Annotated in this window: 11 protein-coding genes and 1 pseudogene; 10 read left to right on the forward strand and 2 right to left on the reverse strand. The window is 63.5% G+C overall.

Going from position 1 to position 18,348, the window contains the following annotated elements; translation table 11 throughout:
- The first annotated feature begins 20 nt into the window (after window positions 1-20).
- The 3 genes from KP001_RS16870 (at window position 21) to KP001_RS16880 (ending at window position 4,499) form a co-directional block, all read left to right on the forward strand.
- Entirely contained in the window at window positions 21-1,301 is a 1,281-nt protein-coding gene (locus KP001_RS16870) for a porin (protein ID WP_217286738.1), read from the forward strand.
- Window positions 1,302-1,342: 41 nt separating this feature from the next.
- Complete coding sequence (locus tag KP001_RS16875; RefSeq protein ID WP_217286739.1) at window positions 1,343-3,139, forward strand: flavocytochrome c; 1,797 nt, start codon at window positions 1,343-1,345, stop codon at window positions 3,137-3,139.
- A gap of 163 nt (window positions 3,140-3,302) precedes the next feature.
- Entirely contained in the window at window positions 3,303-4,499 is a 1,197-nt protein-coding gene (locus KP001_RS16880) for an MFS transporter (protein WP_217286740.1), read from the forward strand.
- A gap of 78 nt (window positions 4,500-4,577) precedes the next feature.
- On the opposite strand, the gene nifJ is transcribed toward KP001_RS16880, so the two are convergent.
- Both nifJ and KP001_RS16890 read right to left on the reverse strand, forming a co-directional pair.
- Window positions 4,578-8,294, reverse strand: a complete 3,717-nt coding sequence (gene nifJ, locus KP001_RS16885; protein ID WP_217286741.1) for a pyruvate:ferredoxin (flavodoxin) oxidoreductase — start codon at window positions 8,292-8,294, stop codon at window positions 4,578-4,580.
- Between the two features lie 331 nt (window positions 8,295-8,625).
- Window positions 8,626-9,549: a LysR family transcriptional regulator gene (locus KP001_RS16890; RefSeq protein ID WP_217286742.1), complete on the reverse strand. Its 924-nt coding sequence runs from the start codon at window positions 9,547-9,549 to the stop codon at window positions 8,626-8,628.
- A gap of 514 nt (window positions 9,550-10,063) precedes the next feature.
- On the opposite strand from KP001_RS16890, the gene extH reads away from it, so the two are divergent.
- From extH to KP001_RS16930, 7 genes and pseudogenes are all read left to right on the forward strand, one after another.
- On the forward strand, window positions 10,064-11,482 hold the full coding sequence (gene extH, locus KP001_RS16895) for a selenite/tellurite reduction operon rhodanese-like protein ExtH (protein ID WP_217286743.1): 1,419 nt from the start codon (window positions 10,064-10,066) through the stop codon (window positions 11,480-11,482).
- A gap of 56 nt (window positions 11,483-11,538) precedes the next feature.
- The gene (extI, locus tag KP001_RS16900) at window positions 11,539-12,744 is read left to right on the forward strand and encodes a selenite/tellurite reduction operon porin ExtI (protein WP_217286744.1); all 1,206 of its coding nucleotides are present in this window, start codon (window positions 11,539-11,541) and stop codon (window positions 12,742-12,744) included.
- Between the two features lie 21 nt (window positions 12,745-12,765).
- Window positions 12,766-13,086: a selenite/tellurite reduction operon protein ExtJ gene (extJ, locus tag KP001_RS16905; RefSeq protein ID WP_263634441.1), complete on the forward strand. Its 321-nt coding sequence runs from the start codon at window positions 12,766-12,768 to the stop codon at window positions 13,084-13,086.
- 66 nt (window positions 13,087-13,152) lie between these two features.
- A complete protein-coding gene (gene extKL, locus KP001_RS16910) occupies window positions 13,153-14,505 on the forward strand; it encodes a multiheme c-type cytochrome (seleno)protein ExtKL (RefSeq protein WP_275423324.1) in 1,353 nt (450 codons plus the stop codon).
- Window positions 14,506-14,879: 374 nt separating this feature from the next.
- Window positions 14,880-16,730 (forward strand): selenite/tellurite reduction operon c-type cytochrome ExtM, encoded by a 1,851-nt coding sequence (gene extM, locus KP001_RS16920; protein WP_217286747.1) that lies wholly within the window; start codon window positions 14,880-14,882, stop codon window positions 16,728-16,730.
- A pseudogene (gene extO, locus KP001_RS16925) lies at window positions 16,696-17,939 on the forward strand (selenite/tellurite reduction operon b-type cytochrome iron-sulfur cluster-binding subunit ExtO). The gene extM and the pseudogene extO overlap by 35 nt, the downstream one beginning before the upstream one ends.
- Window positions 17,894-18,286: a QcrA and Rieske domain-containing protein gene (locus KP001_RS16930; RefSeq protein WP_217286748.1), complete on the forward strand. Its 393-nt coding sequence runs from the start codon at window positions 17,894-17,896 to the stop codon at window positions 18,284-18,286. Before extO ends, KP001_RS16930 begins: the two are co-directional and overlap by 46 nt.
- Window positions 18,287-18,348 lie beyond the last annotated feature (62 nt).

The following is an 18,348-nucleotide window of genomic DNA, read 5'->3' on the forward strand; positions in this document are numbered from 1 at the left end:
AAACACCGAAGGAGAGGATCATGAATCAGAAAGCGGCAATGGCAATGGCAGGTTTTCTGGCGGTAACGGCTGTGGGGTACGATGCCCAGGCGAAGAGCCTGGAGGACATCCTGAAGGAGAAAGGTGTCATCACCGAAGCTGAGTACAAGGAAGCCTCGAAAGCCAAGCCTTTCGACTACAAGCTGGGCAAGGGATTCGCATTCACCTCGCCGGACCAGAAGTTCCAGCTGCTGCTTGGCGGGCAGATCCAGGCCCAGTACGAGCTGGACAACTACGAGGTGGCCAACAAGCAGGACGTGAGCCAGTTCAACCTGCGTCGCGTCAAGACCCTCCTGAGCGGCTATGCCTTCACCAAGGACCTCACCTACAAGGCGACCTACAACTGGTCCAACGTGGTGAAGGAGAACACCAAGGCGATGGAAGAGGTGAACATGAAATACCGCGTCGCCGATGAACTGCAGGTCATGCTGGGGCAGGAGAAGATCCAGTACTCCAGGCAGTGGATCACTTCCAACACCGCGCAGCAATTCGTCGACGGCTCCTTCGTGAGAAATGCCTTCATGCAGGGGTACGACACCGGCATCAACCTGCACGGCGATCTCTGGACCGGCCTGGTGAAGTACGACGCCGGGCTCTTCGGTGGTGCCGGCCAGAACACCAAGAACAAAACCAGCGACAACGCGTACAACTTCAGGCTGACCTTCAACCCGCTCGGGGATATGAAATACGGCGAGGGCGACCTCGAATACTCGAAGAAGCCACTGGTCTCGCTGGGGAGCAGCTACTACCTCAATACCGTCAAAAAGACGGTCTCCGGGACCGGCGCCGCGGCGACTTCCGCCATCGACAACAACAACTCCAACTTCGTAACCGACGCCAACGGCTGGCTCGGCACGGCGGTGAAGGGGAAATACTTCGGCACCAAGGCGGCCGAGGACATCAGCGTCGACTCCTGGGAAGCGGATTTTGCCTGCAAGTGGCTGGGCGCTTCGATGCAGGGCGAGTACTTCTGGGGCAAGGCGGTGGGTGAAACCTCCGGGAAAGAGCTGATCGCCAGGGGCGGTTACGTCCAGGCGGGTTACTTCGTGATCCCGCAACGCCTTGAGCTCGCCCTCCGTTACGCGTGGATGGATCCCAACCGCCAGGTTTCCAGCGATTCCATCTCCGAGATTCAAGGGGCGGTCAACTACTTCCTCTACGGCAACAACCTGAAGATCCAGGGCGACGTCGGCAACCGCCACATCTACAAGGGCCAGGTTGATGATCTCGTGGCGCGTGCCCAGGTGCAGCTGCTCTTCTAAGTGGCGGTGACCACAAGATGACGAAATTACAGGAGAGAAAAATGAAATCCAAAACTATCGTACCGGCGCTGCTGTTCGCGGTAGCCCTGCTGATCGCAGTATCGGTGGCATGGGGGGCGGACTCGTCCAAGAGCTCCTTCCTTTCCGGGGTGCATAAAAAAAACCAGATAACCTGCGCGGATTGCCACGGCAAATCGCTCGCCGTCGATGACAACGAAACGGCGCTGAACAAGAACTGTAAGGGGTGCCACGGCGGCTTCCCTGAGCTGGCGGCCAAGACCAAGGAGCACATCAACCCGCACCAGTCGCACCTGGGCGATACCAACTGTACGGCCTGCCACAAGGGGCACGTCGCCTCGAAGGCTTATTGCAATTACTGCCACAGCTTCGCCATGAAGATCCCGGCCATGGGGACGGAGAAGGAATCGAGCGACAAGAAGTGGGTGCAGGAAACCGCCCCTGGGAAAAAGGATCTGCAATCGGGGCGGACGGAATCGACCGACGTGGTCGTGATCGGTGCGGGCGGCTCCGGATACGTGGCCTCCATCAGCGCGCATGACGCCGGGGCGAAGGTGATTCTCCTGGAGAAGATGCCCATCACCGGCGGTAACAGCATGCTGGCGGCCGGCGGGATCAACGCGGCCAGGACCCGCTACCAGGAGCGGCTCGGGATGCATGACGACCCGGCCGAGATGGTGAAGGAGACCATGAAGGGGGGCCGCGACAAGAATGACCCCGAGCTGGTCAAGGTGCTCGCCTACAAGTCCGCCGACGCGGTGGATTTCCTGGTCTCGCTCGGTGCGGACATGACCGACCTGGTGCGCTCCGGCGGCGTCGCGGTCGACCGCACGCACCGTCCGGTAGGGGGGGCAGCGGTCGGGCCGCACCTGATCAAGGTGTACCGGGAGAACGCGGCCAAGCGCAACCTCGACGTGCGTGTCAACTCCGAGGTGGTGCAGATCCTCTCCGACGGCAACGGGCGCGTGACCGGCGTCCAGGTCAAGGGGAAGCACAGCGGGGTCTACACCATCAAGGCCAAGGCGGTGATAGATACGGCCGGCGGCTTTGCGGCCAACAACGAGCTCGTAGGCTTCTACAAGCCCCAGTTTAAGGAGACCGCCTCCTCGAACCAGCCGGGGGCTACCGGTGAAGGCGTGTCGCTCGCCGAAAAGATCGGCGCCAAGGTCATCGACATGGAGCAGATCCAGATCCACCCCACCATGGGAGGGGAGACCAAGGTCCTGATCTCGGAGACGGTGCGCGGCAGCGGCGCCATCCTGGTCAACCATGCCGGCAAGCGCTTCGTGAACGAGTTGACCACCCGCGACAAGGCCTCCGCGGCCATCCTGGCGCAGCCTGAGAAGTCCGCCTTCCTGGTCCTCGGTGAGGACATCCGCAAGAGCAACGTCCAGATCGACGGCTATATCGTGCTCGGCCTGGTGCAGGAGGCGGACAGCGTGGCTGCGCTGGCGGCCAAGATGGGGGTCCCCGCCGATGCGTTGACCGCCACCGTCGATGCCTACAACAAGGCCTTCGCCACCAAGAAGGACCCCGAGTTCCAGCGCCAGGACATTCCAAGGCCGGTCAACGGGCCGAAGTACTACGCCATCTGGGTCAAGCCGGGGCGCCACCACACCATGGGCGGCGTGAAGATAAACACCGAGGCGCAGGTGATCGGCAAGGACGGCAAGCCGATAACCGGTTTCTACGCTGCGGGCGAGGTCACCGGTGGAGTCCACGGCTGGAACCGTCTGGGCGGCAACGCCATCACCGACACGGTAGTCTTTGGCCGCATCGCCGGCAACAACGCGGCACGTTTCGTTAAAGAAGCGAAGTAGGGGCTGTACCCGTAGAAAACGAGCGCCCTGCGTTGCCTAGCGCAGGGCGCTTTACCATGGACGCAGAGACTTTGCCTCCAATGGCCAATGGGAACAGGGGACGCCCTGCCGTATGCAGAGACGCACGCGCGGAGGAGAGACCCCTGCCCGCAAGGACGCCGGCATGAAGAACGCAAACCTGTTCCAGTCGCTGTTTCTGATCAATTTCGCCACCAGCCTCGGCTTCGGCATAGCCGACGCCTTCTTCTCCACCTACCTCTTCACCCTCGGGGGGCGCGGCATCCTGCTGGGGCTGCCGCTCCTCCTGTTCTCCCTTTCCAAGATTCTCTTCGGCCCCGCGATGGGGGCCTGCGTGGACCGCTTCGGCCCGAGGGTCGCCGTCACCCTCAGCCTTACGCTGTACCTCCTGGTTTCACTCGGCTACCTTTTCAGTTCCGACCTGGTGCTCATCACGCTGCTGAGGGTGGTGCAAGGAGTGGCCTGCGCCATGTTTCGCCCGGTGATGCTTTCCCTGGTCGGGGCAGAAAGCAGGGCGAAAGGGGAGGGGTGTGCCACCGGGACCTTCGACATCTCTTTCTACCTCGCCATCGGAATCGGCCCGCTCCTGGGAGGCGTCCTGCACGACCTGTGGGGTTTTTACGGCATCTTCTCCTGTCTCGCACTGCTATGCCTGTGTGCGCTGGCCGTCGCGTTGCGGCGCGTGCCGCGGGACAGTGTGGCGGCAGTCCCGTCCCGAAAGCCGGGGGCGTGCGTGGCGCTGCCGGACGCCCTGGAGGCGGCGAGACACGGGGCGATGGGGGGGCTGCTGGTGTTCATCTTTGGGCGGGGGTGCGGCATCTCGCTGCTGGCGGGCTTTCTACCCCTCCTGCTGAGCGGGCGGCTGGGGCTCACCGGCACCCAGACCGGCATGGTACTCGCCTCCAGCACCGTGGTGATCGGCACGCTGCTGCGGCCGGCAGGCCGGCTTTCGGACCGGCTTCCCCGTAAGACCCTGGTGCTGCTGGGGGGAATCTCGGTGTCGCTGCTTTACTTCCTGATACCTGTTGCCCAGGGGTTTCACCAGGTGCTCATGCTGGGGGGAGGGATCGGGCTGTGCAGCGTGCTTTCGCAGCCGGCCAGCACCGCCCTTCTTTTGGAGCAGGGGGAGCGTCACGGGACGGGACTGGCGGTGGGGATCTTCAATGCCGCCATGAATTTAGGATTCGTGGCGGGACCGCTACTAGGGGGATGGCTGCAGAACCGTTTCGGCCTCACCGCAGTCTTTTACGCCGCCGGCTGGATCGGCCTTGCGGCCGCGGGGCTTTTTGCCCTCAGTACCATGGTGCGGGAGAAGAGAGACTGCGCCGGCACACCTACCTGAAATAACATCGGGAGCGGCTTTGACGGCGGCCATACTCCCCCGCCTCTCAAGCCGCTCCCGCGTATTCACCCTTCCTTGTTACTCCTTGATGTTCTTGTCGATCCCGGCGCGGCCGTCGTCGCATTCCTCCTCGGGCTGCCCGGGGCGGCTGTAGCGCGGGTCGCTGGTCGCGCTGACGCAGACCGGCGCAGGCTCCTCCGCCGCTCCCGCGGCGGCGGGGACGTGGTCGTGCTTTCTCCCCCCGTCCTTGGGTACGTCCCCCTTGCTTGGCTGCCAATCCGCCATGTCCCGGAACATCCGGAAACGCTCCAGCGCCTCCCGCTCCATCTGCTCGCGAAGCTGCCGGGCCACCTCAGGGTTCTGCTTTTCGAGCGCCTGGAAGCGCACCTCCCCGGAAAGGAACTCGGCGAGCGAACCGTCGGGTTTCTTCGACTCCAGGATGAAGGGGTTTTTCCCTTCCTGCTTCAAAAGAGGGTTGTAGCGGTACAGCGGCCAGTAACCCGCCTTCACGGCGAGCTGGCTCTCCTCGATCGATTTCCCCATCCCCTTCCTGAGCCCCTGGTTGATGCAGGTGGAGTAGGCGATGATGAGCGACGGGCCGGGGTACGCCTCGGCTTCCGTGATGGCGCGTAGCGTCTGGTTCTTGTCGGCGCCTATGGCTATGGAGGCGACGTAGACGTAGCCGTAGGTCATGGCCATGCGCCCGAGATCTTTCTTGGAAGTCCGCTTGCCGGAGGCGGCGAAGCGGGCGATGGCCCCGAGCTGGGTCGCCTTGGAACACTGGCCGCCGGTGTTGGAGTAGAGCTCGGTGTCCATCACCAGGAGGTTCACGTCCTCGCCGGTGGAGATGACGTGGTCGAGCCCGCCGAAGCCGATGTCGTAGGCCCAGCCGTCGCCGCCGTAGATCCAGATGGACTTCTTGGTGAAGAGGTCCGCCGAGGCGGCGATCTGTTGCAGGAACTCGTTGTCCCCCGCCTTGGGGAGCAGCTCCTTCAGCCGGTCGCCGTGGCGCCGGGAGAGTTCCGGGTCCATCATCCCGTCCAGCCAGGCGGAGAGCTCTCCCCTTAGTTCCCCTTCCGGCAGGCTGTGCACCGCGCGGCGCACCTGGTCGGCCAGAAGGTTCCTGCGCTGCGACACGGCCATATGGTAGCCGAAGCCGAACTCGGCGGCGTCCTCGAAGAGCGAGTTGTTCCAGGCGGGGCCATGCCCATCGGCGTTGGCACAGTAGGGGGAGACCGGCGCCGAGGCGCCCCAGATCGAGCTGCAGCCGGTGGCGTTGGCGATCATCATCCGCTCCCCGAAGAGCTGCGTGACGATCCTGGCGTAGGGGGTCTCGCCGCAGCCGGAGCAGGCGCCGGAGAACTCGAGGAGCGGCTGCTGGAACTGGCTGCCGATCACCGTGGCCCGCTTCACCAGGTGTCCCTTGGGGGAGAGCGTCTCGGCGAACGTGCGGTTCTCCTCCTGCACCGCGGCCTGGGTGTCGATCGGCTTCATCACCAGCGCCGGGACCTTGGCGGGGCAGATGTCGGCGCAGTTGCCGCACCCCATGCAGTCCAGGGTGTAGACCTGGATACGGAAACCCATCCCCTTGAATTCCTTGGCGTTGGGGGGGATGGTCTCATACGTCGCCGGCGCGGCAGCCAGCTCCTGTTCCGAGGCGATGAACGGGCGGATGGTGGCGTGCGGGCAGATGTAGGCGCACTGGTTGCACTGGATGCAGTTTTCCTTGATCCACTCCGGGACGTTGATGGCGACGCCCCTTTTTTCGTAACGCGCGGTGGAGAAGGGGAAGACCCCGTCGGGCGCGAAGGAGGAAACCGGCAGGTCGTCCCCCTTCTGGCGCAGGATGGGGAAGACCATGTCCCGCATGTAGTCGGGCATCTGCTGGTTGAGGCGGAAGTCGGTGCCGCGCTCGTCATTCGCGTCGCGCCAGGAGTCGGGGTAGTGGATCTCCACCAGGCTCTGCACGGCGAGGTCGACGGCGGCGAGGTTCATCTCCACCACCTGGTCTCCCTTCCTGCCGTACTCCTTGCGTATGGAGTCCTTCAGGAGTTCCACCGCCCGCTCGAAGGGGAGCACGCCGGAGAGCTTGAAGAAGGCGGTCTGCATGATCATGTTGATGCGCCCACCAAGCCCCGCGGACTGGGCGATGCTGATGGCGTCCACGTTGTAGAGGCGGACCTTCTTTTGCGCGATGGCCCGGCGCATGGTTGCCGGGATGTTCTTCTCCATGGCCTCGACGCTGTTCCAGGGGGAGTTCAGGAGGAAGGTGCCCCCTTCCTTGATCCCCTCGAGGAGGTCGTAGATCTGCACGTAGGGCGCCTTCTGGCAGGAGATGAAATCGGCGGCGTCGACCAGGTAGGTGGACTGGATCGGGCTCTCGCCAAAGCGCAGGTGCGAGACGGTGATCCCCCCGGACTTCTTCGAGTCGTAGGAGAAATAGGCCTGCACGTAGAGGTCGGTGTTGTCGCCGATGATCTTGATGGCGGCCTTGTTGGCGCCGACGGTGCCGTCGGCGCCCATCCCCCAGAAACGGCACTGTATGGTTCCTTCCGGGGTGGTGGAGAGGGTTCCCTCGACCGGGAGCGAGCTGTCGCTCACGTCGTCGGTGATCCCGACGGTGAAGTGGCGCTTGCCGGGGCGGCCGTCCATGTTGTCGAAGATGCTCTTCACGTGCACCGGCCGGAATTCCTTGGAACCGAGCCCGTAGCGTCCCGCGTAAAGCTCGGGGACCTGGCCGCCGCGCTCGAGGAACGCGGTGCAGACGTCCTGGTAGAGCGGGTCCCCCTGGGCGCCGGGCTCCTTGGTCCGGTCCAGCACGGTGATCTTCCCGGCCGTGGGGGGGATGACGGAAAGGAGGGCATTGGAATCGAAGGGGCGATACAGCCGGACCTTGACCAGGCCGACCTTCTCCCCCTGACTGTTCAGGTACTGCACCACCTCCTCGGCCGTCTCGCAGGAAGAGCCCATGGTGACGATGACCCGGTCCGCCTCCGCGTGCCCGATGTAGTCGAAGAGCCGGTAGTGCCGCCCGGTAAGCTGTCCGACCCGTTCCATGGAATCGGTGACCACCCGAGGCAGCGCCTCGTAGAAGGGGTTGGCGCGCTCCCGCCCCTGGAAGTAGATGTCGGGGTTTTGCGCCGTGCCGCGCAGTTCCGGATGCTCGGGATTCATGGCCTTGCTGCGGAAGGCCGCCAGCTTGTCGTGGTTAACCAGCCGGGCCATGTCCTGGTAATCGATCACCTCGATCTTCTGCACCTCGTGGGAGGTCCGGAAGCCGTCGAAGAAGTGCAGGAAGGGGAGGCTCCCCTCCAGGGCGGCCAGGTGGGCCACCAGGGCGAGGTCCATCACCTCCTGGACCGAGGAGGAGCAGAGCATCGCGAAGCCGGTGGGGCGCGCGGCCATGACGTCCTGGTGGTCGCCGAATATGGAGAGGGCGTGGGTGGCGATGGCGCGTGCCGAGACGTGGAACACGCCCGGGAGCTGCTCGCCCGCTATCTTGTACATGTTGGGGAGCATCAGCAAAAGCCCCTGCGACGCGGTGAAGGTGGTGGTGAGCGCTCCCGCGACCAGCGAGCCGTGCACGGCGCCCGCCGCCCCCGCCTCCGACTGCAGCTCTTTTATGTTCAGCACCTGCCCGAAGATGTTCTTGCGTCCCTCCGCCGCCCACTCGTCCGCCACTTCCCCCATGGTCGAGGATGGGGTGATCGGATAGATGGCCGCCGTCTCGCTCAGCGCATAGGCGACATGCGCCGCTGCCGTGTTGCCGTCCATCGTTTTCCTGGTTGCGCTCATGTGAACAGTCCCCCTTGTCCAGAGATGGCCACGCCCGCCTGGTGGTCCTGTCCGCAATAATGGGGACGCAGAGAGGGTGGCAATAATGAAGTTTAATATGTTACCACTAATTTATTGGAAGGGAAGGGCCAAGCGGGGCCAAGCGGGGCCAAGCGGGGCCAAGCGGGGCCAAGCGGGGCCAAGCGGGATCAAGCGGGATCAAGCGGGATCAAGCGGGATCAAGCGGGATCAAGCGGGATCAAGCGGGATCAAGCGGGATCAAGCGGGATCAAGCGGGATCAAGCGGGATCAAGCGGGATGGATAGCTGGGGGACCGGTGTGCCGGGACGATTCACCGTGGCGCCAGTTCCTGGGGCGGGGTCAGAGAGAACCTGTGGAAGATCCCTTCGATGAGGTCTGAGAGGGTCGGGTCGAGGCTGCGGTTCTTCTCCATGACCAGGCGTCGCGGCCGCGCCGGAGCGAACCCCTCGACGCGGTGGCTGACCAGGGAGCCGTCGGCCAGGTGCGCGGCGACGACGCTGCGGGAAATGAAGGTCACCCCCTCGCCGGCCTGCACCGCCTTGATGATGAAGGGGATGTCGTCGAAGTAGACCGTGTTGCGGAACTCCACCGCGTCGCGGCCAATCCCCTGCATGCTCTTCTCCAGGAAACGCCGGGCGCAGCAGCCGGATTTCTTGCAGTACAGGCGCTGGCCGAGCATGGTTTCCACATCGACGACCTTGGCCTCGATGCCGAAGCCGGGCCTGCTCACGAATACCATCTCGTCGTCGGGCAGCGGGTAGGCCGCGAACTCGTCGAGATTCAGATCCTCGCAGAATTCGATCAGCACCAGGTCGTACAGCTTTTCCTTTAGCCCCTTCAGGGCCCCCTCGGGCATATCGAAGACGAAGCTCAGTTGGCTGGTCTCGGAGTTACGCGACATGAAGCGGGTGAAGATGTCCGGGAGATAGGAGATGCCGAAGGGGGCGGTGCAGCAGAAGGAGATCTTGCGCTTGCGCGCAAGCATCTGAAGGTCGTGGAGGAATTCCTGTTCCATCTTCAGCACCTGCCGAGCCTTCTCGACAAGCAGGTGTCCGGCGTCGGTCGGTTTCAGCGCGAGGCCGGAGCGGTCCAAAAGTAGTTGGCCGTAGTGATCCTCGAGGATCTTTATCCTCCGGGAAACGGCGGACTGCGTCACACAGAGGATCTCGGCCGCCTTGGAGAAGCTGCCGCACTCGACCGAAACTACGAGAGTTTTCAGGTTGGTGAAATCCATGTAGTCGTCTCAGCGCTGCCAGGCCATGTGAAATACGCATAGGTTGTGTGAGAATATGTCGTTTGTGCATATTGCAAAAAACTTATATAGATTGCAACACTGAATTTCATAAATTTGCTGTGAGGCGAATACTGCTGTGAGTTTTAGTTAATTACCATGCGTATCACGCATGAAGCCATGAAAAACTTTCACTTGAGTAGTTTACCCTATCCTGCGAAAAAGTCACAATGCCACTTGGGGCAGCCTTTATGTCTGGGCCTATTGTTAAAAGTCATCTTAACTCATGTATTTATGCCAGATTGGTGGAGGCAGGCCCTTCAGCACGACTATCCTTCAACCTCGGATGTGTCAATTACTCCGCATCTTAACCAGTCACAGCAACATTCTTGACATAAAACGAAAATATTTTAACGTTTGCGGGTGTAACTTTTGACTATGTTAATCAAGCAGAAAGGAGGACGGGAACTCTAAGATCTGTTGGAAGCCATATTTCACCCAATCCAAAGGAGGTTGTATGTCGGAGAAGATGATGCAAAAGAGCAGATTACTGCTGTTCTCGCTGCTCGGTCTGATCGCCGTAGCGGCTCTCAGCATCTGGGGGTGCGGGGGTACCAGTTATGACAACCCCGCGGAGAAGGCAGTTACGACCAAGACCGCTACAGCACTGATAACCGCGGCCGACCTGAAAGGGTGGATCGACGCCGGTCTGGTGAACAAGTCGGGGGGGTATGACCGGGTGGTGATTCTCGATGTCTCCAACAACGACCCCGACACATCCAACAAGTACAACACCGTGGGGCACATCCCCGGCGCACAGCTGATCTCCACCGGGTCCGCAGCCTTTATGGACAATACCCGTGCCGAGGGTCCCTTCAACGTCACCGGGAGCATGGTCGTGACCGGCGCAGCGATGGATACCCTGATCCAGAATGCCGGCATCGATGGCAACACCACCGTCGTCTTCACCAACAACGCGACCAACACGGTCAACGTGGCCCGCGCCTATACGACGTTCCGCTACTGGGGCTTTGCCAAAAACCGGCTCAAGGTCCTCCAGGGGGGAAATGCGGGATGGGTTGCGGCCGGCTACCAGCTGACCAAGGCCGTCCCCACCGTCGCCAAGTCGAGCTTCGGCGTGGCACAAAACGGCACCACCAGGGTCAACACCGACATGCGCGTATCCCTGCCGGAGATGATCGGCTACGTGCAGGGCATAGTTGCGGGGAACGCCGCCAAGGTGACCCTGGTCGACACGGTGCGTGGCGCTACGAACCCGTTGGCCACCATCTCCTCTACCACGGACCTCCTTGTGAGCGGTAACGCCTACACGCCGTTTGATGGCGCCATCAAGGGGTCGTACTCCTACGGCGCTCCGGCGATGGTCGCGCCGGCCGGTACCCTCAACTTCAAGGATGCCGCCACCATAAAAGCGGACCTCGCAGCGGCACTGGGTACCGACGGCGTGGCGACCCTTGGCGCGGCAGGGCGCGATGCCACCAGGACCTTCATCTCCTTCTGCCGGGCCGGCAACTACGCATCGGTGGGCTTCTTCGTCCTCGACGGCATCGCCTATTACAACGATCCCACCGTGGACGTGAAATGGTATGACGGCTCTTATGGCCAATGGAACCTCCTGGCGTCATCGGACCGCACCGCGGTCAACACGGCGGGCGCCACCGTGGCGGCAGGCGGCAAGCTTGCGGTCGGCTCGATCTGGGACACCACCTCGTTGATGGACAACCTGACCTGGAACGTGAGCCGTTTCCACACCGGCACGACCCAGCGCATCATCGTCGATTACGGCGCACGGGTGTACGCGGTCGAGCCGAGCTTCGCGGAAGGGAACCAGATCGAGACTGCCGACCGGGCCTATCGAAGCACCGTGAGCGCCCCGTCGTCGGGGGGCTCAAGCAGCGGCGGTGGCGGCTGCTAGTGGAAGGGTGGTCTGCGCCCCTGCGGGGGCTGACTTACAACGAAAAGGAGTGATCTATGCTGAAAATGCCTAAGATATCGACCGTCGCCGGGACGATGCTGGGGATAGCCCTCATGGCCGGCACTGCCTTCGCCGGACCCAAAATGACCTTCGGCCCAAACGACGAGGGGGCGCTGCAGCTGGACTACAAGGGCCAGTTCCAGATGACCTTCCGTGACCTCGGCTCGGGCGACAACAACGAAGACACCACGATGAACTTCAACTTCCGCCGCAACCGCCTGGCCCTCATGGGCAAGTACGGCGACATGATGTCGATCTACGTCCAGACCGAGTACACCGACGACCAGAACCTGACCCCGCTGGACGTTTCACCGACCAACCGCGGCTCGGAGTTCCAGCTCCTGGACGCAGTGGTCCGCTTCAAGATCGACAACGCCTTCCGGGTGAACGTCGGCAAGTTCAAGTACAACCTCTCCCGTGAAAACCTGGAAGCCTGCGAGATGCCACTGACACTGGACCGCTCGCTTTTCATCCGCGCCCCCTTCACCACCACGCGGGACACCGGCGTCGCGGTATGGGGCAACCTGTTCAACGACATGTTCCAGTACCGCCTCGACGCCATGGAAGGGCGCAAGGCGGTCTCGGGAGACACCGCGCCTGCCTCCAAGTTCCGCTACTCGGCGCGCGCTCACGTGACCCTGCTCGACCCGGAAAACGACTACGGCTACAAGGGGACCTACCTGGGCAAGAAGAAGGTCGCCACCTTCGGTGCCGCGTACCAGTTCGAGCCCGACGTCGCCTATGGCAACACCGTCCTGAAGAGCGACAAGAAGGACTACAAGGCCTGGACCTTCGACGCCTTCGTCGAGTACCCGGTCGAGGCGCTGGGCACCTTCACCGTTTCGGGCGCCTACGAGAAGATCGACCTGGACGATGCCTACCTGGGTGACAACCCGGATGTCGACGTGACCGGCATCAACGGCGAGAAAAACGGCTACTACCTGAAAGCGGGATACATGCTCCCGAACCTGCCGCTGCAGCTCTTCGTCAGGCACGAGAACTGGAAGTTCGCCAACCTGAACGGGATCTACGACCAGCGCATCTTCTGGACCGGCGGCGGCGTGAACTACTACCTGCGCGACCAGAACCTGAAGCTCACCTTCGAGGCCAACTCGACCGGCTTCCGCCGCGGCAGCGGCACGCAGGCAGACAGGACCGAGGACTTCATGACCTACGTGACCCAGCTGCAGGTGATTTTCTAGCACCGACCAAGGAGGATCCACATGATACGCAAAACGATCAAGATGCTGGCGGCGGCAGTGATGGTGGTGAGCCTCGCGGCTGCGGCCTATGCCGCCGGTCCCGCCAAGGGGAAGGTAACCAAGGTTGAGGGGGAGCAGGTAACCGTGACGCTGGAGGCGGCTCCGCCGGCGTACATCAAGAAAGGGGCCATGGTGACCGCTTTGGGGGGCTCCCCCAAGGTACTCGCCGTGCAAGGCAACGAGGTGACGCTGAAGTTCGGCAAGGCCAAGGCGGAAAAGATCAAGGTCGACTCCGCGATTTCCCTCTCCGAGTGCGAGGGGGATGAACTGCAGGGCTGTTGATGAGGGGCGCGGCGCCCCGCGCAGCGGGGCGCCGCGTCATCGTCGTCAGACCGGAAAGGATGAATCATGAAGAGACTGACGGTGCAAGCAAGCCTGGCCGCGGCCCTGCTCTTGGGAGTGCTGGCCGTGCCGGCGTTCGCGGGGAAAGCGGGTATCGGCTGGCAGGATACCATAGCGGCCAAATCGGGGAAGGCGAAGACGCTCGCCGAACTCGCCATGATGTACGACTCGAGCTCCTGCGTCGAATGCCACCAGGAGCAGCATGACCAGGCCTCCAAGTCGATCCACTCGCGCTCCCTCTTCGGCACGGCGCGCACGGCCATGACCATCATGACCACCATCGAGAACGGCCTGATGGAGGAGCCCTATTCCGGGGTGAAGAGCGCGAAGGACGTCAAGGTCGAGCACCTGATGGGGTGCGCCAAGTGCCACCTGCCGCAGCTCGCCGACGCCGAGGACTCGGTGGCCCAGGAGCTGGTCACCACCCTCTACGGCTGGAAGGAGGCGCGGGCCAAGAAGGACAAGGAGGGGGCCAAAAAGTTCGAGGAGAAGCTGAAAAGCGTCTCCATCAACTGCCTGGTCTGCCACAACAGGAACGCCATCACCCACAAGTGGCAGGACGGCTACCCCAAGGCGGGGGTGGTGTACGGCTCCAAGGACGGCGATCATCCCTCGGACAAGTTCCCCAAGATGGCCAAGAGCCCGATCATGGACCAGGCGATCCAGTGCGGCCAGTGCCACGGCCTTGGGCCGAACCTGGAGCTGGACGAGCCGACCCAGTGCTGCACCTCGTACGGCAGCTACCTGTGGGCCTACAAGGCCGAGGTGGGGCAGGAGAACTGCCAGGACTGCCACATGAAGAACTCGAAGCTCGGCCACAACATCCAGTCCTATCGTGACGCGGCCATGAGCGACAAGGCGGTCGAATTCAAGGCCGAGGCCTTCGGGTACTACTGGCGCGACGGCGCGAAGATCAGGCCCAGGGCCGTGGTCAAGGTCGAGATGCTGAACAAGGCGGGGCATTCCATCCCCGACGGCTGACCGACCCCCAACCGACTGGTTCTGTCGGTAATCGGTAAGACAAAAGACGGCAAGGAAGTGTTCAACCAGGAGAAGATTTACATGCCGGTCCCGCAGCAGCTCGCCAGGGGGGACCGGATGGGGCGCGGCCCCTACGAGAAGAGCGGCCTGATCGAGGACACCGGCCTTCCGCCGGGCAAACTGGTGAAGGAGCGCTTCGAAATCTTCTATCCGCTGGAGGAGGTCGAAGTAAATGGCAAGACGGTGGAGAAGCCGGCCGCGTACGACCTGGACGTGGAAGTGAAGCTCACCTATCTCCCCTTCGGCACCCCCAACAGCGATCCGTTCGTCTGGAAGGAGTTCACCAAGACGGTGAGTATCAGCCAGAGCGGGAAGTAAGGCGAAGAGAAGGTTCCTGGTTTGCTATGCCGGCATCCACCGCGATGCCGGCTTTTTTTGTCCAGGGCTCATGAAAGGTTTTGGAGAATGGCTCTAATTTGACTATAATGCGCGGGAGTTCAGGGGGTGTCTCCTGTTCCATCGGAGAATGAGGCGATCAAAAGGCAACGACAAGCGGGCGGCATGATAGCGAGCGGCAATCGGCATGGAGGAAGAGCTTCCAATGGGGCGTTACCCGCTCCTCCCCCAGGAGGGGGGAGGCCGGGAGGGGGGCTCTTGCCAGGGCGGCGGAAAGCTTCCCTTTCCCTGCCCTTCCCCCTCCGGGGGAGGGGAATGTTGGACCCCTGCCTGGGGCCGCAGCGCAGTATCGGCGTGTGGCGGTACGGCTGCGGGGAGTCGGCCGGAACCTGCTGCTGCTGCTGGGACTGCTGGTGCTTGCCGGCTGCAACGGCAAGAGCGCGGCGGGAGGGGGGTGCCTCGCCTGCCACGCCGGCATCGAGCACGCCTCGGCCACGCACCGCGACTGCGTCGCCTGCCACGGCGGTGACGCCAGGGCACGGGAGAAGGAGGCGGCGCACCGGGGGATGTTCGGCAGGAGCAACCCTTCCGCCCCCGAACATTGGGACAAGAGCTGCGGCTCCTGCCACCAGTACCAGCTGGAACGGGTGAAATCGAACCTGATGTACACCACGTCCGGGATGATCCGCAACATCCGGCTCACCTGGGAGGGGCCACAGGAGGGGGAGTACGCCAGCCGTGCCGGGGATGTCTACGCCCCGACCGGGAGCGCGCTGCAGTTGAAGCCGGTGGCGGAGCTCGACCACCTCTCCGGGGAGCTGTACCGCAAGTTCTGCTCCCAGTGCCACGTGGCGCGTGAAAGCACGCAGGTCTACGGTGCGAGCCACGCCTCGGGATGCGCCGCCTGCCACTTCCCTTACAACGACCGCGCCACGTACCGCGGCAGCGACGCGACGGTGCGGGGGCGTGCCCCCTACGCGGCGAGTCACGCCATGGAGCGGCTTCCGGGCAACGAAGTCTGCTCCCGCTGCCACAACAGGAGCGGGCGCATCGCCCACTCCTACCAGGGGCTCAACGACGGCAACAATTCGCTGGTGCCCACCCGTTTCGGGCTCCCGGGGCCGGTGATGACCAGCGGCACCAGGAACCTCACCCACATCGCACCCGACGTCCACTTCGCGGCCGGGATGGACTGCATCGACTGCCACACCTCGCGCGACGTGATGGGGGACGGCTACGCCTACCGGAACATGTACCTGCAGACCGAAATCGGCTGCGAGGATTGCCACGGTGGCGCGAGGCCCCCGCGCTACCGCGAGATCACCGGCGAAAGCGACGAGGCGCTGCGGGAGTCCCGGGGGTACCGGATGCAGATGCGCCAGGGGATGAAGATGATCCTCACCGCCAGGGGGCGTGCCTACTCCAACGTCTTCTACAAGGACGGCGCGGTCTGGGTGCTGGGTAAGCGCAGCGGCAGGCTCTTCAGGAGCAAGGTCATCACCGGAACCCCCGAGCACACCGTTGTGGGGCACGGCCGGATGGAGTGCTACTCCTGCCACAGCCGTACCGTGGTCCAGTGCTACGGCTGCCACACGAGCTACGACAAGACGCGCTCCGCCATGGATTACGTCAAGGGGGTGGAGAGCGCGGGGCGCTTCAGCGAGAAGGAGGATTACCGGATGCTCTACCCCTTCCCGCTGGCCCTGAACCAGCGCGGCAGGATCTCCACTGTGACGCCCGGGTGCCAGACGTTCGTCACCGTGGTGGAGCCGGACGGGACCCTCTCGAAACACGAGTACGTGGCGCGTTTCAAGGGGAAGCAGCAGCTCCGCTTCGCCCCGTTCTATTCGCACAACACGGGGAAGAAGGCGATCGGCTGCGGCGAGTGCCACGGCAACCCCGCCTTCCTCGGTTTCGGCCAGCACGTGGTGTCCGGCAGGAACATCGAAGGGACCATGATCTGCGAGCAGTCGGCGGACAAGCCGCTGGACGGCTTCCTGACGCTGCAGGAAGGGAAGGTGCGCGCCTATTCGGCCATCACGCGCGAGCGCTCCCGCCCCTTGAACGGAACCGAGGTGCGCCGCGCCCTTGCGGTCAACCTCTGCCTGGTGTGCCACGACAAGGCTGCCGACCCCATCTATCGAAAGGAGCTGGACCATCGTGCCCTCAATGATGCGCTGCATCGTCGCCTTATTCCTGCTCCTTAGCGCGGCGCTGGCCCTGGCCGGGGAGAACTGCACCGTCTGCCACAAAAAGGTGGTCAGGGGGCGCACCGGGGGCTTCCCTGTCTCTCCTGCCATCTGGACGAGACCAGGACCCTCGCCAACCCCGCCTCCCGGGAGAGCGGCGCCGCCGGCTGTGTCGGCTGCCACAAGGGGTACGCGGCGCTTTTCGACCACGCGATGGGGAGCCGGCAGGGAGAGCGCGACTTCGTCGCGGCAAGCTACGGCCGGGTCGATAAAGGCTTCTTTGGCAACAACTGCGGCGCCTGCCACCTCGGTGGATGCACCGACTGCCATGCCGGGCGGGGGCACGAGATCGGCAAGCCGCGCGACCGCGACTGCTTCACCTGCCACAAGGGGTACTTCGTCGGTACCGATTACTACGGCATGGCCCCGCGCGAGGACAGCATGCGCTACCAGCGCGGTGAGGTCGCCTACGGCGAGGCGTACCTCAAGATGACCCCGGACCTGCACGCGGAGGCGGGCCTTTCCTGCGGCGCCTGCCACACCATGAAGAGTCTCGCCGCCGGGCGCAAGTCCGCAAAGGTCTGCACCGACTGCCACGAGCCGGACCGGAGGGTGCCGGAACACCGCATCGCGGCCCACCTGGAAAAAATGGAGTGCCCGGCCTGCCATTCGGCGTGGGCGGCGCAGGAGTATGGCACCTTCTTCCTCCGTTTCAGCAACAGCCCGTCGCAGGAGCTCTACGCCCTGCGGCGTGACCAGGCCGCCGAGGAGTACGTGAAGAGCGCCTATTTGAGGAGGCAGGATGCTCCTCCCCTGGGGCTGAACGCGAGGGGGATGGTGAGCCCGATCAGGCCCGAGTTCATCGCCTACTTCACCGACGTCAGGAACGACCGGGCCGTGTGGGACGAGAACCGGCTCCTGGCGGCGCGGTGGAAGGCGTTCTTCCCTCACACGGTGCGCCGGGGCACGGTGATGTGCGAGGGGTGCCACGAGAACCCGCGCCGCTTCCTGCTGGAGCGCAAGGAGGAGCGTATCTACCAGTTGCAGGCGGAGGGGATGACCCTCCCGTCGTTCTGGGACGCGACGGGGCAGCAGGTTGTAAACGGCGCCTTCTACCCGGCGCGGCGTTACCAGGTTTTGAGCGGCAAGACGGCGGAGTACCGGAGGGCGTACCTGGAAAAATGGCAGAGCTTGGTCAATCACGTCGAAGCTTCATCGGCACGCTGATCGCGCTGGTTGCGGGAGGGGTGTTCCTGGGGAAGTTCCTGGCCCCGCGGCCCAGGCGCACCAAGACGCTGCTCGCCGTGCCCAAGGGGGATCTCCCGCGCGACGGCGCCCTGGTCTACCGTGAGGCGCGCATCGCGGTTATGAGCCGGGGAGGGCGGGTCTACGCCCTGAACCTTGTCTGCACGCACCTCGGCTGTACGGTCAACGTGACCCCTGCGGGGCTGATCTGCCCCTGCCACGGTTCCGAGTTCGACAGCGAGGGGAGGGTCCTGAAGGGCCCGGCCGACCGGGCGCTGGAGCGCTACGAGGTGCAGCTGGTGGGAGAGAGCTATCAGGTGCAGGTGTAGGGGCGAATAATCAGTTCGCCCGGCCCGTTTCTACAAGGGTTCTTCTGAATTTCCCGGGGGGC

Source organism: Geomonas subterranea (genome assembly GCF_019063845.1).
GTDB classification, from domain to species: Bacteria; Desulfobacterota; Desulfuromonadia; order Geobacterales; family Geobacteraceae; genus Geomonas; species Geomonas subterranea.